Below are 20,497 nucleotides of genomic sequence, written 5' to 3' on the forward strand. Positions count from 1 at the left end.
GGCGGGAAGCAGGGAGGACGGAGGTGGTCAGGCGCCGGTGGCGGGGCCCGGAGCGCCCTGCGCCTGGATCGCCGTGATGGCCACCGTGGTGACGATGTCCTGGACGAGCGCGCCGCGCGAGAGGTCGTTGACCGGCTTGCGCAGACCCTGGAGCACCGGACCGACCGCGACCGCGCCCGCCGAACGCTGCACGGCCTTGTACGTGTTGTTGCCGGTGTTGAGGTCGGGGAAGATCAGCACCGTCGCGCGGCCGGCCACCTCGGACCCGGGCAGCTTGGTCGCGGCGACCGAGGGCTCCACGGCCGCGTCGTACTGGATCGGGCCCTCGACGGCCAGGTCGGGGCGCTGCTCACGGACGGTCTCGGTGGCCTTGCGCACCTTGTCGACGTCGGCGCCGCTGCCCGAGGTGCCCGTGGAGTACGAGAGCATCGCGATCCGCGGTTCCACCCCGAAGGCGGCCGCGGTCGCCGCCGACTGGACGGCGATGTCCGCGAGTTGCTCGGCGTCCGGGTCCGGGTTGACCGCGCAGTCGCCGTACACGAGGACCCGGTCGGCCAGGCACATGAAGAAGACGGACGAGACGATCGAGGCGTCGGGCTTCGTCTTGATGATCTCGAAGGCCGGGCGGATGGTGGCCGCGGTGGAGTGCACCGAGCCGGAGACCATGCCGTCGGCCAGGCCTCGCTGGACCATCAGGGTGCCGAAGTAATTGACGTCGGTGACCACGTCGTGGGCCAGCTCGACGGTCATGCCCTTGTGCGCGCGGACCTCCGCGTAGTACTCGGAGAAGCCGTCCCGCAGCGGTGAGGTCGCCGGGTCGATGATCTGCGCGCCCGAGATGTCGATGCCGAGGTCGCCGGCCTTCTTCAGGATCGTCTGCTCGTCGCCCAGCAGGGTCAGATCGCAGATGCCCCGGCGCAGCACCACGTCCGCGGCGCGCAGCACGCGCTCCTCGGCGCCCTCGGGCAGTACGACGCGGCGGCGGTCGGAGCGGGCCCGCTCCAGCAGCTCGTGCTCGAACATCATCGGGGTGACGCGCTCCGAGCGGGCCACCGACAGCAGCCCGCGCAGTTCGGCGGTGTCCACGTGCCGCTCGAAGAGGCCGAGCGCGGTCTCCAGCTTGCGCGGGGTCGCGGAGTTCAACCGGCTCTGCAGCGAGAAGAGTTCGGCGGCGGTCGGGAAGCTGTTGCCGGCCACCGACACCACGGGCGTGCCCGGCGCCAGCTTCGAGGCCAGCGTCAGGATGTCCTGGCCCGGCCGCTCGTTCAGGGTGAGCAGCACACCGGCGATCGGCGGGGTGCCCGAGGTGTGCGCGGCCAGTGCGCCGATGACGAGGTCGGAACGGTCGCCGGGGGTCACGACCAGGCAGCCCGGGGTCAGGGCGTTCAGGAAGTTCGGCAGCATGGCGCCGCCGAAGACGAAGTCCAGGGCGTCGCGGGCCAGGCCCGCCTCGTCGCCGAGGAGCACCTCGCCGCCGAGCGCCCGGGTGATCTGGGCGACGGTCGGAGCGGACAGCGACTTGTCGTCGGGCAGTACGTAGCAGGGCACGGGGAGGCGGGCGGCGAGCCGCTCGGCTATGAGGTCGCGGTCCTCCGCGGCCACCCGGTTGACGACCATCGCGACCACGTGGCAGCCCAGGCTCTCGTACGCGCGGTAGGCGTTGCGGGCCTCGGCGCGGACGGACTCGGCGGGGTGCTTGGTGCCGCCCACGACGGGCACGACGACCGCGCCCAGCTCGTTGGCCAGGCGGGCGTTGAGCGCCAGCTCGTCGGGGAGGTTGGTCTCCGCATAGTCGGTGCCGAGGACGAGTACGACCTCGTAGTCGCGGGCCAGCCGGTGGTAGCGGTCGACCAGCTGTGAGACCAGCTCGTCGGTGCCCTGCTCGGCCAGGATCGCCGAAGCCTCCCGGTACTCCATCCCGTAGGCCGTCGAGGCGTCCTGGTCGATCCGGTAGCGGGCCTTGAGCAGATCGAAGAGGCGGTCGGGTGCGTCGTGGAGCAACGGGCGGTAGACGCCGACCCGTCCCGTCTGCCGGGTCAGGAGCTCCATGATCCCGAGTTCGACGACCTGCCGGCCGTCCCCCCGCTCGATGCCGGTCACGTACACGCTGCGCGTCACGCGTGCTCTCCGTCTCGTCGTGTGGTCGGTCGACCCGGTTGGGATGACTTGCCCTCTTGACAATACCTCCGCCAATGGATAGGGCGCCCGCCGGAACAAAGGCCTGGTCCGGGGGGTCCTGAGGGCCTCCGGGACGGGTGATGCGCAGCGCGCCCCACTCCGGGACCATGGAACAATCGGACAGGCGGCACCAAATACGCCCTTCGTAGGTGCGGCCGGCGGGCCGCAGGTGTCCTCGGGCACGGCCAGGTACGACCAGGAGCAGGAGACACAGCACGATGCGTATCGGAGTTCTCACCGCGGGCGGCGACTGTCCGGGCCTCAACGCTGTCATCCGCTCGGTCGTACACCGGGCCGTGGTCGGCCACGGGGACGAGGTCATCGGTTTCGAGGACGGCTTCAAGGGTCTCCTCGACGGTCACTTCCGCCCCCTCGACATCAACGCCGTCAGCGGCATCCTGGCCCGCGGCGGCACGATCCTCGGCTCGGCCCGCATGGAACGGGCCCGCCTCCACGAGGCTGCCGAGAACGCGCAGGAGCTGGCCACCCGCTACGGCATCGACGCCCTCATCCCGATCGGCGGCGAAGGCACCCTGACCGCCTCGCGCATGCTGTCCGACGCCGGGATGCCGGTCGTCGGCGTACCGAAGACCATCGACAACGACATCTCCTCCACCGACCGTACCTTCGGCTTCGACACCGCCGTCATGGTCGCCACCGAGGCCATCGACCGCCTCAAGACCACCGCCGAGTCGCACCAGCGCGTGATGGTCGTCGAGGTGATGGGCCGCCACGCGGGCTGGATCGCCCTGGAGTCCGGCATGGCCGGCGGAGCCCACGGGATCTGCCTTCCGGAGCGCCACTTCGAGGTGGACGCCCTGGTCAAGATGGTCGAGGAACGCTTCTCCCGCGGCAAGAAGTTCGCCGTCATCTGCGTCGCCGAGGGCGCGCACCCGGCCGAGGGCTCCATGCCCTACGAGAAGGGCGCGATCGACGCCTACGGCCACGAGCGCTTCGCCGGCATCGGCAACCGCCTCGCCATCGAACTGGAGCACCGCCTGGGCAAGGAGGCCCGGCCGGTCATCCTCGGCCACGTCCAGCGCGGCGGCACCCCCACCGCCTACGACCGCGTCCTCGCGACCCGCTTCGGCTGGCACGCGGTGGAGGCCGTCCACCGGGGCGACTTCGGCAACATGACCGCCCTACGCGGCACCGACATCGTGATGGCCCCGCTCGCCCACGCGGTCACCGAGCTGAAGACCGTCCCCGACAACCGCATGTACGAGGCCGAGTCGGTCTTCTGACCGGCCGGCCCGGCCCCGCGCGACAGCCGTCGCACCAGGCCCTCCGCCCCTGCCCGGCCGGGTCCTTCGGCCCCCCTTTCCGCCGGTCGGTCCGGAGGCCGGGGCTCCGCTCCTACGCGCCCTCCGGCCACGTCGGGCGTGGCCCCCGCTGGTTATGATTCCCTTGGGGGGATTGGGTCGGCCGAGTCGTATTCGGGCGGATCGGGGCAGCATGTTCGCGTCCCCTCATCCGCTCTCACGCACTCGATGAAAGGTGCCTCACTCCCGTGGCGACCAGCTCTGCCGTCCTGACACGCGAACCGGTCGTACACAGACCGGAACCCGGGATCACCGGCCCCTCCGCACGGCGCAGCCCCACCGTTCTCGCCGCGGCCCTCGCCGCCTCCTGGGCGGTGCCGCTGCTGCTCCACACGGTCGCCCTCGACGTGCTGCTCCTCCCCGTCCTGGTCCTGACGATCGCCGCGCTGATCCGGGTGGGCGGCGGACTGCTCGACCGCCTGGTGGTCGCGGCCTTCCTGCTCTGCGGCGCCGTGATGGGCCTCGGCCTGCTGTTCTCCGTCTGGCCGTGGGGCCTGGCCCCCGTGCCCGGGGCCGGTCTGATGCTGACGATCGCCTCCGTCTCCGGCTGGCTCGCCCGTCGCAGACCCCGCATCCCGCTGCGGCTGCGCGGCTCGGACGCGCTGATCGCCGGCACGGTCGCCGTGGTCTGGCACTACGTCCACCACCCGGTGGCCGGCAGGCCGGCCGCCGAACGGCTGGCCTACTTCGTCACATCCGAGGACCGGATGGGCCACTTCTCGTACTTCACCGGGATCCGGGAGGTCGGCGGCTACGCCTTCCTGCACCAGGACGCCGCCCGGGCGTACATGATGACGCCGTCCGAGGCGGTCTACCCGCAGGGCTCCCACTTCCTGCTGGCCTGGATCGACGCCCTGGTGACGTCCTCGGTCCAGGCGGGCTCCGCCCTCGCCATGACGAATCGTTACTTCATCTATGTCCTGGCCTGCTACGCACTCTTCTGCGGAGCGCTGGTCTGGGCCGCCCGCTGGATCGGCGGTCCGCGCCTGCGCGGCTGGCGCGCGGCCGCGGTCTGCGCCACCGTCGCCGCGGTGATGATGTCCGGATCGATGGCCCAGCTGATCGAGCGGGGCTTCGACTCCGAGACCATCGGCCTGCTGTTCCTGGCGGTCGCCCTGGCCCTGCTGGTGCGGCCCGCGGTGGGCCGGACCGAGTTCGTCCTCACCGCGGCGGCCGGGCTGATCGCCGTCACCTTCGTCTACAACCTCTACGGCGCGCTCGTCGGCATCGCCCTGGCCGCCGTGCTGCTGATCCACCGGCGCCGGTTCACCGGCCGCTGGATCCCGGTCCTGGCGGCCCTCGCCGGGGTCACCCTCGTGGCGGGGCTGCCCAGCGTCTTCTCCGTCCTCACGAAACTGGACGTCGCCAAGACCTCGAACCTGGCCGGCCCGATGGTCATCCCCGACCGCCCGGTGTTCATCGGGCTCGGACTGCTGGCCCTGGTCGCCGCCACCCTCCCGGTGAACCGCCGGACGGGCACCGGGCAGATGGTGCTGGCCCTCGTCCTCGGCGCGGCCGCGATGATCGGCGCCTTCGGCGCCTGGCAGAAGCACACCATCGGCTACTACTCGTACTACTTCGAGAAGCTGACCGCCGCCGGGCTGGTGATCGCCCTGCTCTCGCTCGGCCTCATCGGGCTGATGCTGCCGCCCGCCGGCGGGACGGCGGGCCCCGCACTGCGCCGCCGTGCGGACCTGGTGCTGCGCTCCGGCCTTGCCGCGGCGGCGGCACTGGCCCTGTTCGGCGGCGTCCAGTGGGGCGTGCCCTCCGGCTGGGGTCACCCTTCCGCCTGGTACGACAGCCCCATGCTCAAGTGGACCCGGGGCGAGGCCAGGAACAAGGACATCGCCGCACCCGCCCGCACCCTCACCGGGCGCGACCTGCAGGGTGCCGCCTCGCCGGTGATCGCCCTCTACAGCAACGACTCCTTCGTCAACCTGCAGTCGACGTTCCTCGCCCAGATCCTCACCAAGCAGGGGGGCACCATGGTCGGGCTGTACGAGGTCTTCCACGTCAAGGTCGGCGGGCCCGCCGCGGTCGAGGAGAAGGAGTACCAGGTCTCGCTGGGCCGTCTGAAGACCGCGATCGCCTCCTGCCCGTCCCGGCCGACCGTCCTGGTGGGCGATCTCAGGACCGCCGACCGGATCCGGCAGGACCTGGCGGCCGCCGGCACCGAGGCCTCCGTGGTCCACGCCCCGCTGCGCTGACCGGCGATTCGGGCGGTGCGGACGGGAAGCTGGTGCCGTGACCCGGCAAACCTTTCCGGTCACAGCACTAGGGGGCGCCCGCGCCGCCCGCCAGCTGCCAGAAGCGGCCGACGATCCCGGTGAGGAACTCCCGGCCCGCGTCCCCGCTGCCGGCGTCGCCCTGGCCGCCGCCCCAGCTGAGCGTCGCCACCATCCGCGACTGGTACTCCCCGTGCAACTGCTCCAGCACCCGCTCCAGGTGCTGCTTGGGGATCGGCAGCAGCTTGCCGAGCGGCTTCACGTACGCCTGCCAGCGCGTGGTGACCGCGCTGCGCAGCAGCTCGGCCAGTTCCTCGTGCTTCCCGGTCGCCGTCACGAACTGGGCCAGGGTCAGGCCGAGCACCGTGGCCAGGGCGGCGGACTGCCGCTCGTTGCCCTTCCAGCGCCCGGTGTCCTCCATCCTCTGGTACGAGCTCGTCTCCAGGCCGATCCGCCGGGCCAGTTCGTCCGCGGCCAGCCCCCGGGCCATCCGGTGCTCCCGCAACGTGACCGGTTCGGCGAGCAGTTCACCCGGCGAACACCACAGGACGCCCGCGAGCGCCGTGAGCTCGGCGGATGACGGCGATATCTCGCCACGCTCCCAGGCCATCACCGTCTCGGGCGCGACGACGAGTCCGTACTGGGCACGAAGGCCGTAGGCGACATGTCCGGGAGCCATGCCCAGGGCCGCGCGCAGGCGCCGCGCGGCGGGGGCATTGAATGGTGGGCTGGAGTGCACACCGCACACCGTAGAAGTGGCCGGGCTGCGCCGCCTACAGACCAAACAAACAAGCCCATACCTCGTAGGAACGTCCTATGAAGTAGGGGTCTTTTGGCGGGTTTTCCGGCGACCGTCCGGTAATCGGTGCACTTGAAGATCCAGTAATGCATAAGGTTCCAGCCAACTCCACGCGGCGCAATACCCCTCACACGGCCTCCACCGAATGTGAACCGGAACCCCTTCCCGTACGTGGTTCCTGTGGGGCCCTCGCGTACGGGGGTGGCGAGGGCCCCGCCCCCGCCACCCCCCCACGCGGCCCTAAGGCCTGAGCCAGATCGTCGCCAGCGGCGGCAGCGTCAGCCGCAGGCTCGCCGGGCGGCCCTGGGCCGGCACCGGCTCGGACCGCAGCGGCCGGGCATGGTGCACCCCGCTGCCGCCGTACGCCTCCAGGTCGGTGTTGAGGACCTCACGCCACAGCGGGACCTCCTCCGGCACCCCGAGCCGGTAGCCGTGCCGGACCACCGGCGAGAAGTTGGACACCGCCAGCAGCTGCGAACCGTCCTGGGCGTACCGCAGGAAGGCGAAGACGTTGTCCTCCGCCGCGTCGGCCTCCACCCAGGCGAAGCCCTCCGGCACGGTGTCACGCTCCCACAGCGCCGGTGTCACGGTGTACGCGCGGTTCAGGTCCCGCACCAGCTCGCGCACGCCCCGGTGGTCGCCGGCCGCCGCGTAGGAGGAGTCCAGCAGCCACCAGTCCGGCCCGTGGCTCTCCGACCACTCCGAGCCCTGGGCGAACTCCTGTCCCATGAAGAGCAGTTGCTTGCCCGGGTGGGCCCACATGAAGCCCAGGTACGCCCGGTGCGCGGCCCGCTGCTGCCACCAGTCGCCCCCGGGCATCTTCGACACCAGCGAGCGCTTGCCGTGCACCACCTCGTCGTGCGAGATCGGCAGCACGTAGTTCTCGCTGAAGGCGTAGATCATCCCGAAGGTCATGTCGTGGTGGTGGTACTTGCGGTGCACCGACTCCTTCGACATGTAGCGCAGGGTGTCGTGCATCCAGCCCATGTTCCACTTCAGGCCGAAGCCCAGCCCGCCGCCGTCCGTCGGCCGGGTCACGCCGTTCCAGGCGGTGGACTCCTCCGCGATGGTCACCACGCCCGGGCAGCGCCGGTACACGGTGGCGTTCATCTCCTGCAGGAACGCCACCGCGTCCAGGTTCTCCCGGCCGCCGTGCTCGTTCGGCGTCCACTCGCCCTCGCTGCGCGAGTAGTCCAGGTAGAGCATCGAGGCCACCGCGTCCACGCGCAGCCCGTCCACGTGGAACTCCTCGCACCAGTACACGGCGTTGGCGACGAGGAAGTTGCGGACCTCCTTGCGCCCGTAGTCGAACTCCAGCGTCCCCCAGTCCGGGTGCGCCGCCCGCCGCGGGTCCTGGTGCTCGTACAGCGGCCGCCCGTCGAACTCCGCGAGCGCCCAGTCGTCCCGCGGGAAGTGCGCCGGCACCCAGTCGACGATCACGCCGATCCCGGCCCGGTGCAGCGAGTCGACCAGGAAGCGGAAGTCGTCCGGGGTGCCCATCCGCGAGGTCGGCGCGTAGAAGCCGGTGACCTGGTACCCCCACGAGCCGCCGAAGGGGTGCTCGGCGACCGGCATCATCTCCACGTGCGTGAAGCCCAGCTCCTTGACGTATGCGGGGAGCTGCTCGGCCAGCTGCCGGTAGGACAGGCCGGGCCGCCAGGACGCCAGGTGCACCTCGTACACCGAGAAGGGCGCCTGGTGCGGGGCGCGTGCGCCGCGCCGCGCCATCCAGTCCGCGTCCTGCCACTCGTACTCCGAGGCAGTGACCACCGAGGCGTTCGCCGGGGGGACCTCGGCGGAGCGGGCCATCGGGTCGGCCCGCAGCGTGTGGCTGCCGTCCGGGCGCGTGATGTCGTACTTGTAGAGCGCCCCGGCGCCCACCCCGGGCAGGAAGAGCTCCCAGACGCCGCTCGCGCCGAGCGAGCGCATCGGATGGGCGACGCAGTCCCAGTACGAGAAGTCCCCGGTGACCCGGACCCCCTGCGCGTTCGGCGCCCACACCGTGAACCGGGTCCCGGCCACCCCCTGGTGCTCCATCGGCTGCGCGCCCAGCGCCGTCCACAGCTGCTCGTGGCGGCCTTCGCCGATCAGGTGCAGGTCCAGCTCACCGAGGGCGGGCAGGAACCGGTAGGGGTCGTGGACCTCGATCTCGTCGTTGTCGTACGCCACCAGCAGCCGGTAGTCGGGGACCGCGGTCAGCGGCAGCAGGCCGGAGAACAGCCCGTCGCCGTCGTCGTGGAGCTCGGCCCGCAGCCCCTTGGCGACGACCGTGACCGCCCTGGCGTACGGGCGCAGCATCCGGAACGCCACCCCGCCGCGCTGCGTGCGCGCGCCCAGGACCGCGTGCGGGTCGTGGTGGCGGCCCTCCAGCAGCCGGGCCCGTTCCTCGGCGCCGAGCGCCGGCGCCGGCCGGACCCCGCGCGGAGGCGCGGCGCGGCGGGCCCGGGGAGTGCGGGGCTTCTTGGCCGCCGCCGGGGCGGGGGCGGGTTCGGCTTCGTCGCGGACGGTCGGTGACGGCTGTCGTGCGGCGCTCACGCGAGCGGCCTCCTCGGGGGCTTCGGGTGCGGGTGGGGGGAGAGGGCGGGCGGGGTCGGCGGCACGCGGTGGGCGGGCCGTGCGGGCTCCGAGAGCCGCCGGATCGCGGCCATCGGGACGTGCAGCCAGTCGGGGCGGTGCCGGGACTCGTACCGGGCCTCGTACACCGCCTTGTCGGTCTCGTACGCCCGCAGCAGCACGGGGTCCTCGCGCGGGTCCCGGCCGGTGGTGCGGGCGTAGCCCTCGCAGAAGGCGGCCCGGCAGTCGTCCGCCCAGGCCGGGGCGAACGGCCGGTGCGAGCGGGCGGCGTAGTCGAAGGAACGCAGTATCCCGGCGATGTCGCGCACCGCCGGTTCGGGGCGGCGCCGGTCGGCCAGGGGCCGGGCCGGCTCGCCCTCGAAGTCGATCAACGACCAGCTGCCGTCGAGGGTGCGCAGGGTCTGCCCCAGATGGAGGTCACCGTGGATCCGCTGCGCCGCCACCCCCGTCCCCCGGGACGCGGCCAGGGCGTCGAAGGCCCCACGCAGTCCGGCCTCGTAGGGCCGCAGCGCCGGTACCTCCCGGGCGGTGGCGGCCAGCCGCGCGGTCATCCCCGCGGCCAGCCGGGCGGTCTGCTCCGGGCCGAGGGCGACGGTGGGCAGGGCCGCGGCGAGCGCGCTGTGCACCTCGGCGGTGGCCCGGCCGAGCGCGTGCGCCTCGGCGGTGAAGTCCTCCCCGGCAGCGAGCCGGCGCAGCGCGAGCTGCCAGCCGTCGTCGGAGCCGCGCAGGTACGGCTGGAGCACGCCCAGGGTCAGCGGTTCGCCGCCGGGCGGCTCGGCCTCGTACCAGGCGACGGGCGCCGGTACCCGTGTGCAGCCGGCGGCGGCCAGCGCCCTGGGCAGCTCCAGGTCCGGGTTGACCCCGGGGCCGACCCGGCGGAATACCTTCAGGATGAACGAATCTCCGTAGATCAGGGAGGAGTTCGTCTGCTCCCCGGACAGCGGCCGGGGCGTGAGCCCGGCCGGGACCGGGGTGGCGGGGTCCCGGTCGAAGCGCAGCGGACCGAGCACGCCGGGGGAGCGCAGCCGTTCCAGCAGCATCGCCGCGAGCCGGGGGTCGCCCAGCGCCTCGTAGACCGCCCGGCCCGCGTACGGCCCGTCCTCGGCCTGGCCGATCAGGGCGGGTGCGAGGGCGGGCGGCAGGGACGGGCGGAGGCCCAGCAGCAGCTGGTAGCAGTCCCCGTCCACGTCCAGGAGCACGTGCAGCAGTCCGGGGGTGGAGCCGGGGGGCAGCAGGTCGGCCGCCGAGACGGTCGTGAGTCTGCTGATGGCCCGGCCCTTGCCCGCGAACCAGCGCTGTGCGGGCAGCCAGGCCCGCAGCATCGGTTCCAGTGGGGCGATCCCGGCGGCTCGGTCGGCAGTGAGCCGGCTCCGGGCGGATGCAGCCTCCGACATGGCGTCGCGTCCTTTCCCCGGGCCGTCACAGAATGCGCAGAGTGTCCCGGATGCGCGGCAGTTGCTTCTCCGGCATGTGCGAGTGTCGGGTCAGGATGATCCGTACAGGGGCGGGCGACTGACCCGTTCGAGCTGCCCGCCCCCTGGCCCAGGCGTGGTCCGCCTGTGGCCGTGCCGGCTAGTCGGCGCGGCGGTCACCGCGCTGTTCGGCACGCAGCCGGAACCAGTAGAAGCCGTGTCCCGCCAGGGTCAGCAGGTACGGCCACTGGCCGATGGGCGGGAAGCGCACATCGCCCGTGAGCTCCACCGGGACCCGCCCGTCGAACGACTGCAGGTCCAGCTCGGTGGGCTGTGCGAAGCGCGAGAAGTTGTGCACGCACAGCACCAGGTCGTCCCCGTACTCGCGCAGGAACGCGAGCACCGCCGGGTTGGACGACTGCAGTTCGGTGTACGAGCCGAGACCGAAGGCGGGGTTCGCCTTGCGGACCTCGATCAGCCGGCGGGTCCAGTGCAGCAGCGAGGAGGGCGAGGACATCGCGGCCTCGACGTTGGTGACCCGGTACCCGTAGACGGGGTCCATGATGACCGGCAGGTTCAGCCTGCCCGGATCGCACGAGGAGAAACCGGCGTTGCGGTCCGGGGTCCACTGCATCGGGGTGCGGACGCCGTCGCGGTCGCCCAGCCAGATGTTGTCGCCCATGCCGATCTCGTCGCCGTAGTAGAGCACCGGCGAACCGGGCAGCGACAGCAGCAGGGCCGTGAACAGCTCCATCTGCTTGCGGTCGTTGTCCAGGAGCGGGGCGAGCCGGCGCCGGATGCCGATGTTGGCCCGCATGCGCGGGTCCTTGGCGTACTCGGCGTACATGTAGTCGCGCTCTTCGTCCGTGACCATTTCGAGGGTGAGCTCGTCGTGGTTGCGCAGGAAGATGCCCCACTGGCAGTTCTTCGGGATGGCCGGGGTCTTGGCCAGGATCTCGGAGACCGGGTAGCGCGACTCTCTTCGCACCGCCATGAAGATGCGCGGCATCACGGGGAAGTGGAACGCCATGTGGCACTCGTCCCCGCCCTTGGCGAAGTCCCCGAAGTAGTCGACGACGTCCTCGGGCCACTGGTTTGCCTCGGCCAGCAGCACCGTGTCCGGGTAGTGGGCGTCGATCTCGGCCCGGACTCTCTTCAGCAGCTGGTGGGTGCGCGGCAGGTTCTCGCAGTTGGTGCCCTCCTCGGCGTACAGGTAGGGCACGGCGTCGAGGCGGAAGCCGTCGATGCCGAGGTCCAGCCAGAAGCGGAGGGCGGAGATGATCTCCTCCTGGACGGCTGGGTTCTCGAAGTTGAGGTCCGGCTGGTGGGAGAAGAAGCGGTGCCAGTAGTACTGCTTGCGGACCGGGTCGTACGTCCAGTTCGAGGTCTCGGTGTCGACGAAGATGATCCGGGCGTCCTGGTACTGCTTGTCGTTGTCGGCCCACATGTAGTAGTCGCCGTAGGGGCCGTCCGGGTCCTTGCGCGACTGCTGGAACCACTCGTGCTGGTCGCTGGTGTGGTTCATGACGAAGTCGATGATCACCCGCATGCCGCGGGTGTGCGCGGCGTCCACGAACTCCACGAAGTCGGCGAGGTCGCCGAACTCGGGGAGCACGGAGGTGTAGTCGGAGACGTCGTAGCCCCCGTCGCGCAGGGGCGAGGCGAAGAACGGCGGCAGCCAGAGACAGTCGACGCCGAGCCACTGGAGGTAGTCCAGTTTGGCGGTGAGGCCCTTGAGGTCCCCGACGCCGTCGCCGTTGCTGTCGTGGAAGGAGCGGACGAGGACCTCGTAGAAGACGGCCCGCTTGAACCAGTCGGGATCGCGGTCCTTGGCGGGGGTGTCCTCGAAGGTGTCGTGGACGGGATCGTTGATCATCATGTGGTGGGTGACCCTCCGGTGGGCGGGGACGGTCGCAGAGCGGCCAGAACGTGCGCGGGCGTGCGGCCCGGCTCTAGGCGCACGTAGTTCGCCCTGCCCCAGTGATAGGTCTCGCCGGTGAGCTCGTCGCGCACCGCGAGGGACCCGTGCCAGTCGAGGCCGAGTACCGGCATGTCCAACGAGACCGTCGCCTCCTGGGTGTGGTGCGGATCGAGGTTGACGACCACCAGTACGGAATTGGCGCCCGCGTGCTTCGAATAGGCGATCACCTGTTCGTTGTCGGTCGAGTGGAAGTGGATGTCGCGCAGCTGCTGGAGCGCCGGGTTGCGTCGCCGCAGCCGGTTCAGAGTGGTGATCAGCGGGGCGATCGTGCGGCCCTCGCGGTCGGCGGCGGCCCAGTCGCGCGGCCGGAACTCGTACTTCTCGGAGTTCAGGTACTCCTCGCTGCCCTCGCGCACCGGGGTGTTCTCGCAGAGCTCGTAGCCGGCGTAGATCCCCCAGGTGGGGGACAGGGTCGCGGCGAGGACCGCGCGCACCTCGAAGGCGGGGCGGCCGCCCTTCTGGAGGTACTCGTGCAGGATGTCGGGCGTGTTGACGAAGAAATTCGGCCGCATCACCGAGGCGGACGCGGTGGCGGAGAGCTCGGTCACGTACTCGGTGAGCTCGGCCTTGGTGTTGCGCCAGGTGAAGTACGTGTACGACTGCTGGAAGCCGACGGCGGCGAGCGCGCGCATCATCGCGGGCCGGGTGAAGGCCTCCGCCAGGAAGATCACGTCCGGATCGGACTTGTTGATGTCCGCGATCACCTTCTGCCAGAAGACGACAGGCTTGGTGTGCGGGTTGTCGACCCGGAAGATCCGCACCCCGTGGTCCATCCAGTGCCGCAGGATCCGGCAGGTCTCCTCGACGATGCCGGCCATGTCGGTGTCGAAGTGGACCGGATAGATGTCCTGGTACTTCTTCGGGGGGTTCTCGGCGTACGCGATCGTGCCGTCGGCGCGGTGGCGGAACCACTCCGGGTGCTTCTCCACCCAGGGGTGGTCGGGGGAGCACTGGAGGGCGAAGTCCAGGGCGATCTCCAGGTGCAGCTCGCGGGCGCGCGCGACGAAGGCGTCGAAGTCCTCGATGGTGCCGAGTTCCGGGTGGACCGCATCGTGGCCGCCCTCGGTGGACCCGATGGCCCACGGCACACCGGGGTCCCAACTCCCGGCGGACAAAGTGTTGTTGGGGCCCTTGCGGTAGGTGCTGCCGATGGGGTGGATGGGTGGCAGGTAGACCACGTCGAAGCCCATCGCGGCGATCGCGGGCAGCCGCTCCGCAGCGGTCCGGAAGGTGCCGCTGACCGGGGCCTCGCCCGGTTCCAGCACCGCCCCCTCGGAGCGCGGGAACATCTCGTACCAGGAGCCGAAGAGGGCCCGCTTGCGCTCGACCAGCAGCGGCAGCGGCTTGGAGGCGGTGACCAGCTCCCGGTAGGGGCGCCTGGCGAGCGCGGCGCTCACGGCGGGGGCCAGCGCGGCCTCGTACCGCTCGGCGGCCGGGCGGTCCTCGTCCCGCATGATCCCGGCGGCGGCCAGGACGGCCTCACGGCCGTCGCGCTTGGGGATCCGGGCCGCGGCCCGCTCGTAGAGCTCCGCGCCCTCCAGCAGCACGAGCCCGGTGTCGATCCCGGCGGGGATCTTGATCGCGGCATGGGCCCGCCAGGTGCCCACCGGGTCGCTCCACGCCTCGACGGTGTACGTCCACCTCCCCTCGACCTCGGCGGAGACCCGGGCACCCCACCGGTCGGTGCCGGGAGCGAGTTCGCTCAGCGGCACGGGGGGCCGCAGCCGCCCCTTCGGATCACGCAGGACGAGGTGGGCGGCGACGGCGTCGTGCCCCTCGCGGAACACGGTGGCGGAGATCTCGAAGACCTCGTCCACCACCGCCTTGGCAGGTCTGGCGCCGCAGTCGACGGCGGGGCGGACGTCCAGCACGGGAATGCGACCGATCATGATGGGATCACCTGGGGGCAGTTCGCAGGGCTCGGTGACAACAGGCCAGCCGGTATCACGACTGGCAGTGCACGCTCTGTTCGCTCTGTTTCTAGCCGCTCAAGAGACGGCTGGGCTGCGGGCATGGCCGCTCCTGTCCGCGTTCACTCGGGTGGCGGGGAGAGGGTTTGTGGGCGGGTGCGCCGTGCGTGTACCACGTGTACCCGGGGAGCCCTTCCCACTCTCCCTCAGCCCAATCCGCGCACTTGGTTAACTACTCGTACGTAGTCGCACGGGCAATACCAAGGCCCCGCTCGACATCCGGCGAGGCTCCGTCAAGTCGGCCGGGACCAGGTGCGGTAGGGGCCCGGAACACCCGCCACACCGGCCCCCGGAGCCCCGGGGGAACCACCCGCGCGGGGGTACGGTCAACGACGTGCCGCATCGTCGCGGGACGGGAGTGACCGTTGATGGAGGGGGGCTTGGGAGATCTGGCCGAAGATGGTCCCTCGACGGTCCGGGCGAGGCCGGCCGCGCCCCACCACTCGCCGGCCACCCGCCGTCGCGGTGTCCGTCAGGGGCGCCATGGCCGGAACGCGGGGGCGTCGCTAGCCTTCCCGGGGTGATGCGCGGCTGCACAGCGTGGTGCGGCCGCTCCGATCCGCAATCCCCTGCGAAGGTGGAACGTGTGAAGGCTATCCGTCGATTCACCGTGCGCCCCGTCCTCCCGGAGTCCCTGCTGCCGCTCACCGGCCTCGCGCGCAATCTGCGCTGGTCGTGGCATACCGAGACCCGCGAACTCTTCCAATCCGTCGACCCCGAGGGCTGGCAGGCCGCCGGCGGCGATCCTGTCCGGCTGCTCGGCACCGTCTCCGCCGCCAGGCTCGAGGAACTGGCGGCCGACCGCCGCTTCCTGCGGCGCCTCGCCGTCGCCGCCGCCGACCTCGATGACTACGTCAACGGCGGGAGGGGGGACCAGANGGGGCGCCCGCCCGCCGCTTCCTGCGGCGCCTCGCCGTCGCCGCCGCCGACCTCGATGACTACGTCAACGGCGGGAGGTGGTACCAGAGCCGCGAGAACGGCGCGGAACTGCCTGCCGCCATCGCCTATTTCTCCCCCGAGTTCGGGATCACCGCCGCCCTGCCCCAGTACTCCGGCGGCCTCGGCATCCTCGCCGGGGACCATCTGAAGGCCGCCAGCGACCTCGGAGTCCCGCTCATCGGCGTGGGACTCCTCTACCGGCACGGCTACTTCCGCCAGTCGCTCTCCCGCGACGGCTGGCAGCAGGAGCACTATCCCGTCCTCGACCCCAACGAACTCCCGCTCGGCCTGCTCCGCCAGGACGACGGCACCCCCGCCCGCGTCTCGCTGACCCTGCCCGGCGGCCGCGCCCTGCACGCCCACATCTGGCAGGCACGCGTCGGACGCGTACCGCTGCTGCTCCTCGACTCCGACGTCGAGGACAACGACGCCGCGGCCCGTGAGGTGACCGACCGGCTCTACGGCGGCGGCAGCGACCACCGGCTGCTCCAGGAGATGCTGCTGGGCATCGGCGGCGTGCGCGCGGTGCGCACGTACTGCGGGATCAGCGGCCACCCCGCGCCCGAGGTCTTCCACACCAACGAGGGCCACGCCGGGTTCCTCGGACTCGAACGCATAAGGGAACTGGAACGCGAGCAGGGCCTCGGCTTCGACGCCGCCGTCGAGGCGGTCCGCGCGGGAACCGTGTTCACCACGCACACCCCCGTCCCGGCCGGGATCGACCGTTTCGAGCGGAGCCTGGTCGCCCGGCACTTCGGCGACGGCGGGGAACTGGCCGGCGTACCGGTCGAACGGATCCTGGAACTGGGTGCCGAGTCCTTCCCCGGGGGCGACCCCGGCGTGTTCAACATGGCGGTGATGGGGCTGCGGCTGGCCCAGCGGGCCAACGGCGTGTCCACCCTGCACGGCGCGGTCAGCCGGGAGATGTTCGCCGGCCTGTGGCCCGGCTTCGACCCGGCCGACGTGCCCATCACCTCCGTCACCAACGGGGTCCACGCCCCGACCTGGGTGGCCCCCGAGGTCGTCCGGCTCGGCGCCCGCCAGATCGGTGCGGGCCGCACCGAGGACGCCCTGTCGGTCGGCGGCTCCCGGCGCTGGGACGCGGTCGCCGACATCCCCGACCAGGACGTGTGGGACCTGCGCCGGGTGCTCCGCGAGCAGCTGGTGCAGGAGGTACGGGACCGGCTGCGGGCCTCGTGGCTCCAGCGCGGGGCCGCCGCGGCCGAACTGGGCTGGGTGGACTCCGTACTCGACCCCGACGTGCTGACCATCGGCTTCGCCCGGCGCGTGCCCTCGTACAAGCGGCTGACCCTGATGCTGCGCGACCCGGACCGGCTGCGCAGGCTGCTGCTGGACCCGGAGCGGCCGGTGCAGATCGTCGTGGCGGGCAAGGCGCACCCGGCCGACGACGGCGGCAAGCGGCTCGTGCAGGAGCTGGTGCGCTTCGCGGACGACCCGCGGGTGCGGCACCGGATCGTCTTCCTGCCCGACTACGGCATGGCCATGGCGCAGAAGCTCTACCCGGGCTGCGACGTCTGGCTGAACAACCCGCTGCGCCCGCTGGAGGCGTGCGGCACCAGCGGGATGAAGGCCGCGCTGAACGGCTGTCTCAACCTGTCCGTCCTGGACGGGTGGTGGGACGAGTGGTTCGAGCCGGACTTCGGCTGGGCCATCCCGACCGCCGACGGGCTCGGCGCGGACGAGGACCGCCGGGACCATCTGGAGGCGAGCGCCCTCTACGAGTTGATCGAGGGCCGGGTCGCGCCGCGGTTCTACGACCGGGCCGGGCGGGCCGGGCTTCCCGTGCGGTGGATCGAGATGGTCCGGCGCACGCTCGTGTCGCTGGGACCGAAGGTCCTCGCGGGGCGGATGGTGCGTGAGTACGTGGAGCGGCTGTACGCGCCGGCCGCGCTCGCCCACCGCTCCCTGACCGCCGACGCGGCGCGGGACCTCGCCTGGTGGAAGGGCCGGGTCCGGGCGTCGTGGCCGCGGGTGGGCGTCGAGCACGTGGAGGCGCTGGCCGCGGCTCCGGTGAACGGTACGGCGGAGCTCGGGGCCACCCTGACGCTGCGGGTGCAGGTTTCGCTGGACACGCTGGTGCCCGAGGACGTGGAGGTCCAGGCGGTCGCGGGCCGGGTGGACCCGCAGGACGTGATCCGGGACGGGCGGACCTTCCCGCTCAAGCCGGCCGCCGGCCCCGACATGGACGGCCGCTGGGTGTACGAGGGCCCGCTCGCCCTCGACCGCACCGGGCCCTTCGGCTACACGGTCCGCATCCTGCCGACGCATCCGCTGCTGGCGACCCCGGCCGAACTGGGCCTGGTCGCGGCCCCGGCGGGCACGGACACCGGGGGCGGGGTGCTGCTGCGCTGACACCGCCGCTGCCGCTGACGCCGATGCGGGCGTGAGCGGGGGAGAGCGGGCGGGCGGCGGCCGTCCGCCGCCCGCCCCTCATGGGACAGGGCCGCCCGGGGAGGTCTTCTCCCGGGCGGCCCCGTGTCATCTGGCGGCTCAGCTGTGGCTCATGCTGCCCCGGAGGGTCAGAAGGTGAGCTTCCAGCTGTTGATGTAGCCGGTGTCCAGGCTGGCGGCGTCGCGGACGCGGAGCTTCCAGCTGCCGTTCGCGACCTCGGACGAGGCGTTCACGGTGAAGGTCTGGACGATGTTGTCCGCGCTGCCGCCGGAGCGGTTGCGCAGGTTGTACACGCTGCCGTCGGGGGCGACCAGGTCGACCACCAGGTCACCGACGTAGGTGTGGACGATGTTCACGTCCACCTTCAGCGTGCTCGGGGCGTTGCCCGACCGGGTCACGTTGATCGGGGACTCGACCGTGGAGTTGTCCCTGATCTGGTAGTCGGCCGTGTTCTCGAAGACGTTCTGCTCGCCGCTGCCGACGGTCCAGGTGAAGGACGCCGTGCCGGTCTTGCTCTGCGAGTCCGTCACGGTGACGGTCACGTTGGACGTGCCCGCGGTGGTGGCCGTACCGGAGATGAGGCCGGTGGAGGCGTTGATCGACAGGCCGGCCGGCAGGCCGGTCGCCGCGTAGCTCAGCGCACCCGGGTTGGTGCTGGTGGCCTGGACCTGCAGGCTCACCGCGGTGTTGATCTGGGTGCTCTGGTTGGGGATCGGGGTGACCGAGACGCCGCTCACGATGCGCGGGCCGACGTTGATGGCAGCCCAGGCGTTCGCCGCGTTGTTGTAGGTGGTCGAGCCGGCGCCGTACAGGTCGGCCGCGGCCTGCAGGGTCGCCGTACGGGCGGCCGCGTAGTTGGTGTTCGACTTGAACAGACCGGTGGTCAGCGCGCGGAACCAGATCTTCGAGGCGGCGTCGCGGCCGATCGCGGTGACCGGGAGTCCGTCGGAGGTCGGCGAGTCGTAGCTCACGCCGTTGACGACCTTGGCGCCGGAGCCCTCGGAGGCCAGGTAGTACCAGTGGTTGGCCGGGCCCGAGGAGTAGTGGACGTCGATCGAGCCGATGCCCGAGTACCAGGCGTCCTTGGACGAGCCGTCCTTGCTGGGCTTGTCCATGTAGCGCAGCGGGGTGCCGTTGCCGCGGATGTCGATCTTCTCGCCGACCAGGTAGTCGCCGACGTCCTGCGGGTTGTCGGCGTAGAACTCGACCGCCGCCGCCATGATGTCGGAGGTGGCCTCGTTCAGGCCGCCGGGCTCACCGCTGTAGGTCATGTTGCCGGTGACCGAGGTCAGACCGTGGGTCATCTCGTGCGCGGCCACGTCGGTGGAGGTGAGCGGCTTTGCGTTGCCGTCACCGTCGCCGTAGGTCATGCAGAAGCAGGAGTCCTGCCAGAACGCGTTCACGTAGTTGTTGCCGTAGTGGACCCGGCTGTACGGGGCGACGCCGTCGTTGCGCAGGCCGTTGCGGCCGTGCACGTTCTTGAAGTAGTCCCACGTGACCGCGGCGCCGTAGTGCGCGTCGGCGCCGGCCGTCTCCAGGTTGGACGGCAGGTTGTTGCCCCAGATGTCGTCCGGGCCGGAGAAGAGCGTGCCGGTCCCCGACGTGCCGCGGTTGAGGTTGTACGTCTTGTGGCTGCCGCGCGCGGCGTCGGTCAGGTTCCAGGTGCTGCCCGACTGCGTGGTGCCCAGGGTCACCTGGCCGCTGTACATCGTGTTGCCGGTGCCGGTCTCGACGGCCTGCCACTCGGTGATCTTGGCGCCGGTCCTGGCGTCGGTCACCACGTGCAGCTCGTTCGGCGTGCCGTCGTGCTGGAGTCCGCCGACGACCGTCTCGAACGCGAGCCGCGGAGCGCCCTCGGCCGCCCAGATCACCTTGCGGGCGTTCTTGGAGGCCTTGGCCTCCTTGGAGCCCTCGGCGTTGGCGGCGGAGACCGCCTGGCTCTCGGCGGCCGCCGGGGTGACCGAGGCCTCGGTGGTCGGGACCTTGATCTCGTGGTGGGTGGCCTTCGTCACGCTCTTGGTGACGCCGTTCCTGGCGTGAACGGTGAGGTCGCCGCCGAGGACGGGCAGACCGTCGTAGGTCCGCTCGTACGTGGTGTGCGTGGTGCCGTCCGCATCCTGGACGACGTCACGCACGACGAGCTTCTCGCCACTGCCGAGGCCGAGCGCCTTGGCCGCCTGCGCGGTGGTCGAGTTCGCCTCGGCGAGGAGCGTCGCACGCTCCGATGCGCTGAGTACGCGGTTGGCCGCGCCCGGGTTGGACTGGGCGGCCTTGGGCGCCTGTGACGCGGTGGCGTCGGCGGTGGCGGTTCCGGTCTGTATACCTACGGCGAGCAGGGCTGCCGCGGCAACGAGCGCGCCCGCCGCGGTGGCACGCCTCTGGGGGGTGGACCTCAACGCAGACTCCTTCTGCAAGGGGGGTTCCGGATGGCTGGGTGGGCCTCCGGGCAGAGCAGGTGCGGTGCGATGAACGGTCGAAGGTTGCCACTTGGCGCGCCGAATGTCAGGGCCGCGTCAAAAGGTTGGCCGGAAACGGTTCGTTGTTCGAAGATGCATATCCGGTATCCGGACCATTCACCTTCGTGTGCACGCAGGGTCTCCAGGATGCGGAACGCCTGCTACCGGTTGCTAACACTTGCGCAACAGGGGACTGGGTTGACCGAAACGGCGTTTACCGTACGGGTGT

10 protein-coding genes and 1 pseudogene are annotated in these 20,497 nt (G+C 71.4%); 4 read left to right on the forward strand and 7 right to left on the reverse strand.

Annotated features, from left to right (window positions below; all coding sequences use genetic code 11):
* Positions 1-27: 27 nt before the first annotated feature.
* Positions 28-2,118: a phosphate acetyltransferase gene (gene pta, locus AAT21_RS09205; protein ID WP_046776207.1), complete on the reverse strand. Its 2,091-nt coding sequence runs from the start codon at positions 2,116-2,118 to the stop codon at positions 28-30.
* A 278-nt stretch (positions 2,119-2,396) separates the two neighbouring features.
* On the opposite strand from pta, the gene AAT21_RS09210 reads away from it, so the two are divergent.
* Both AAT21_RS09210 and AAT21_RS09215 read left to right on the forward strand, forming a co-directional pair.
* The gene (locus AAT21_RS09210; protein ID WP_046776208.1) at positions 2,397-3,422 is read left to right on the forward strand and encodes an ATP-dependent 6-phosphofructokinase; all 1,026 of its coding nucleotides are present in this window, start codon (positions 2,397-2,399) and stop codon (positions 3,420-3,422) included.
* Positions 3,423-3,688: 266 nt separating this feature from the next.
* The gene (locus AAT21_RS09215) at positions 3,689-5,707 is read left to right on the forward strand and encodes a hypothetical protein (RefSeq protein ID WP_046776209.1); all 2,019 of its coding nucleotides are present in this window, start codon (positions 3,689-3,691) and stop codon (positions 5,705-5,707) included.
* A 67-nt stretch (positions 5,708-5,774) separates the two neighbouring features.
* Here AAT21_RS09215 and AAT21_RS09220 read toward each other — a convergent pair whose 3' ends face one another.
* From AAT21_RS09220 to AAT21_RS09240, 5 genes are all read right to left on the reverse strand, one after another.
* The gene (locus tag AAT21_RS09220; protein ID WP_046777188.1) at positions 5,775-6,404 is read right to left on the reverse strand and encodes a helix-turn-helix domain-containing protein; all 630 of its coding nucleotides are present in this window, start codon (positions 6,402-6,404) and stop codon (positions 5,775-5,777) included.
* 360 nt (positions 6,405-6,764) lie between these two features.
* Positions 6,765-9,059 (reverse strand): 1,4-alpha-glucan branching enzyme, encoded by a 2,295-nt coding sequence (gene glgB, locus AAT21_RS09225; protein ID WP_107081231.1) that lies wholly within the window; start codon positions 9,057-9,059, stop codon positions 6,765-6,767.
* On the reverse strand, positions 9,056-10,492 hold the full coding sequence (locus AAT21_RS09230) for a maltokinase N-terminal cap-like domain-containing protein (RefSeq protein ID WP_063838080.1): 1,437 nt from the start codon (positions 10,490-10,492) through the stop codon (positions 9,056-9,058). Before AAT21_RS09230 ends, glgB begins: the two co-directional genes overlap by 4 nt.
* Before the next feature lie 178 nt (positions 10,493-10,670).
* The gene (gene treS, locus AAT21_RS09235) at positions 10,671-12,389 is read right to left on the reverse strand and encodes a maltose alpha-D-glucosyltransferase (protein WP_046776210.1); all 1,719 of its coding nucleotides are present in this window, start codon (positions 12,387-12,389) and stop codon (positions 10,671-10,673) included.
* Positions 12,386-14,380 (reverse strand): alpha-1,4-glucan--maltose-1-phosphate maltosyltransferase, encoded by a 1,995-nt coding sequence (locus AAT21_RS09240; RefSeq protein ID WP_046776211.1) that lies wholly within the window; start codon positions 14,378-14,380, stop codon positions 12,386-12,388. The genes treS and AAT21_RS09240 overlap by 4 nt, the downstream gene beginning before the upstream one ends.
* A 667-nt stretch (positions 14,381-15,047) precedes the next feature.
* Between AAT21_RS09240 and AAT21_RS38720 the strand changes: the two genes are divergently transcribed.
* On the forward strand, positions 15,048-15,339 hold a 292-nt coding region (locus AAT21_RS38720), incomplete at its 3' end, for a DUF3417 domain-containing protein (protein ID WP_235438725.1).
* A 1-nt stretch (position 15,340) separates the two neighbouring features.
* A pseudogene (gene glgP / locus AAT21_RS09245) lies at positions 15,341-17,773 on the forward strand (alpha-glucan family phosphorylase); the annotation flags it as partial.
* A gap of 167 nt (positions 17,774-17,940) precedes the next feature.
* Here glgP and AAT21_RS09250 read toward each other — a convergent pair.
* A complete protein-coding gene (locus tag AAT21_RS09250; RefSeq protein WP_046776212.1) occupies positions 17,941-20,208 on the reverse strand; it encodes a M4 family metallopeptidase in 2,268 nt (755 codons plus the stop codon).
* Between the last annotated feature and the right edge of the window lie 289 nt (positions 20,209-20,497).

Origin of the sequence: Streptomyces yangpuensis (assembly GCF_001005295.1) — a bacterium.
In the GTDB taxonomy this organism is placed as follows: domain Bacteria; phylum Actinomycetota; class Actinomycetes; order Streptomycetales; family Streptomycetaceae; genus Streptomyces; species Streptomyces yangpuensis.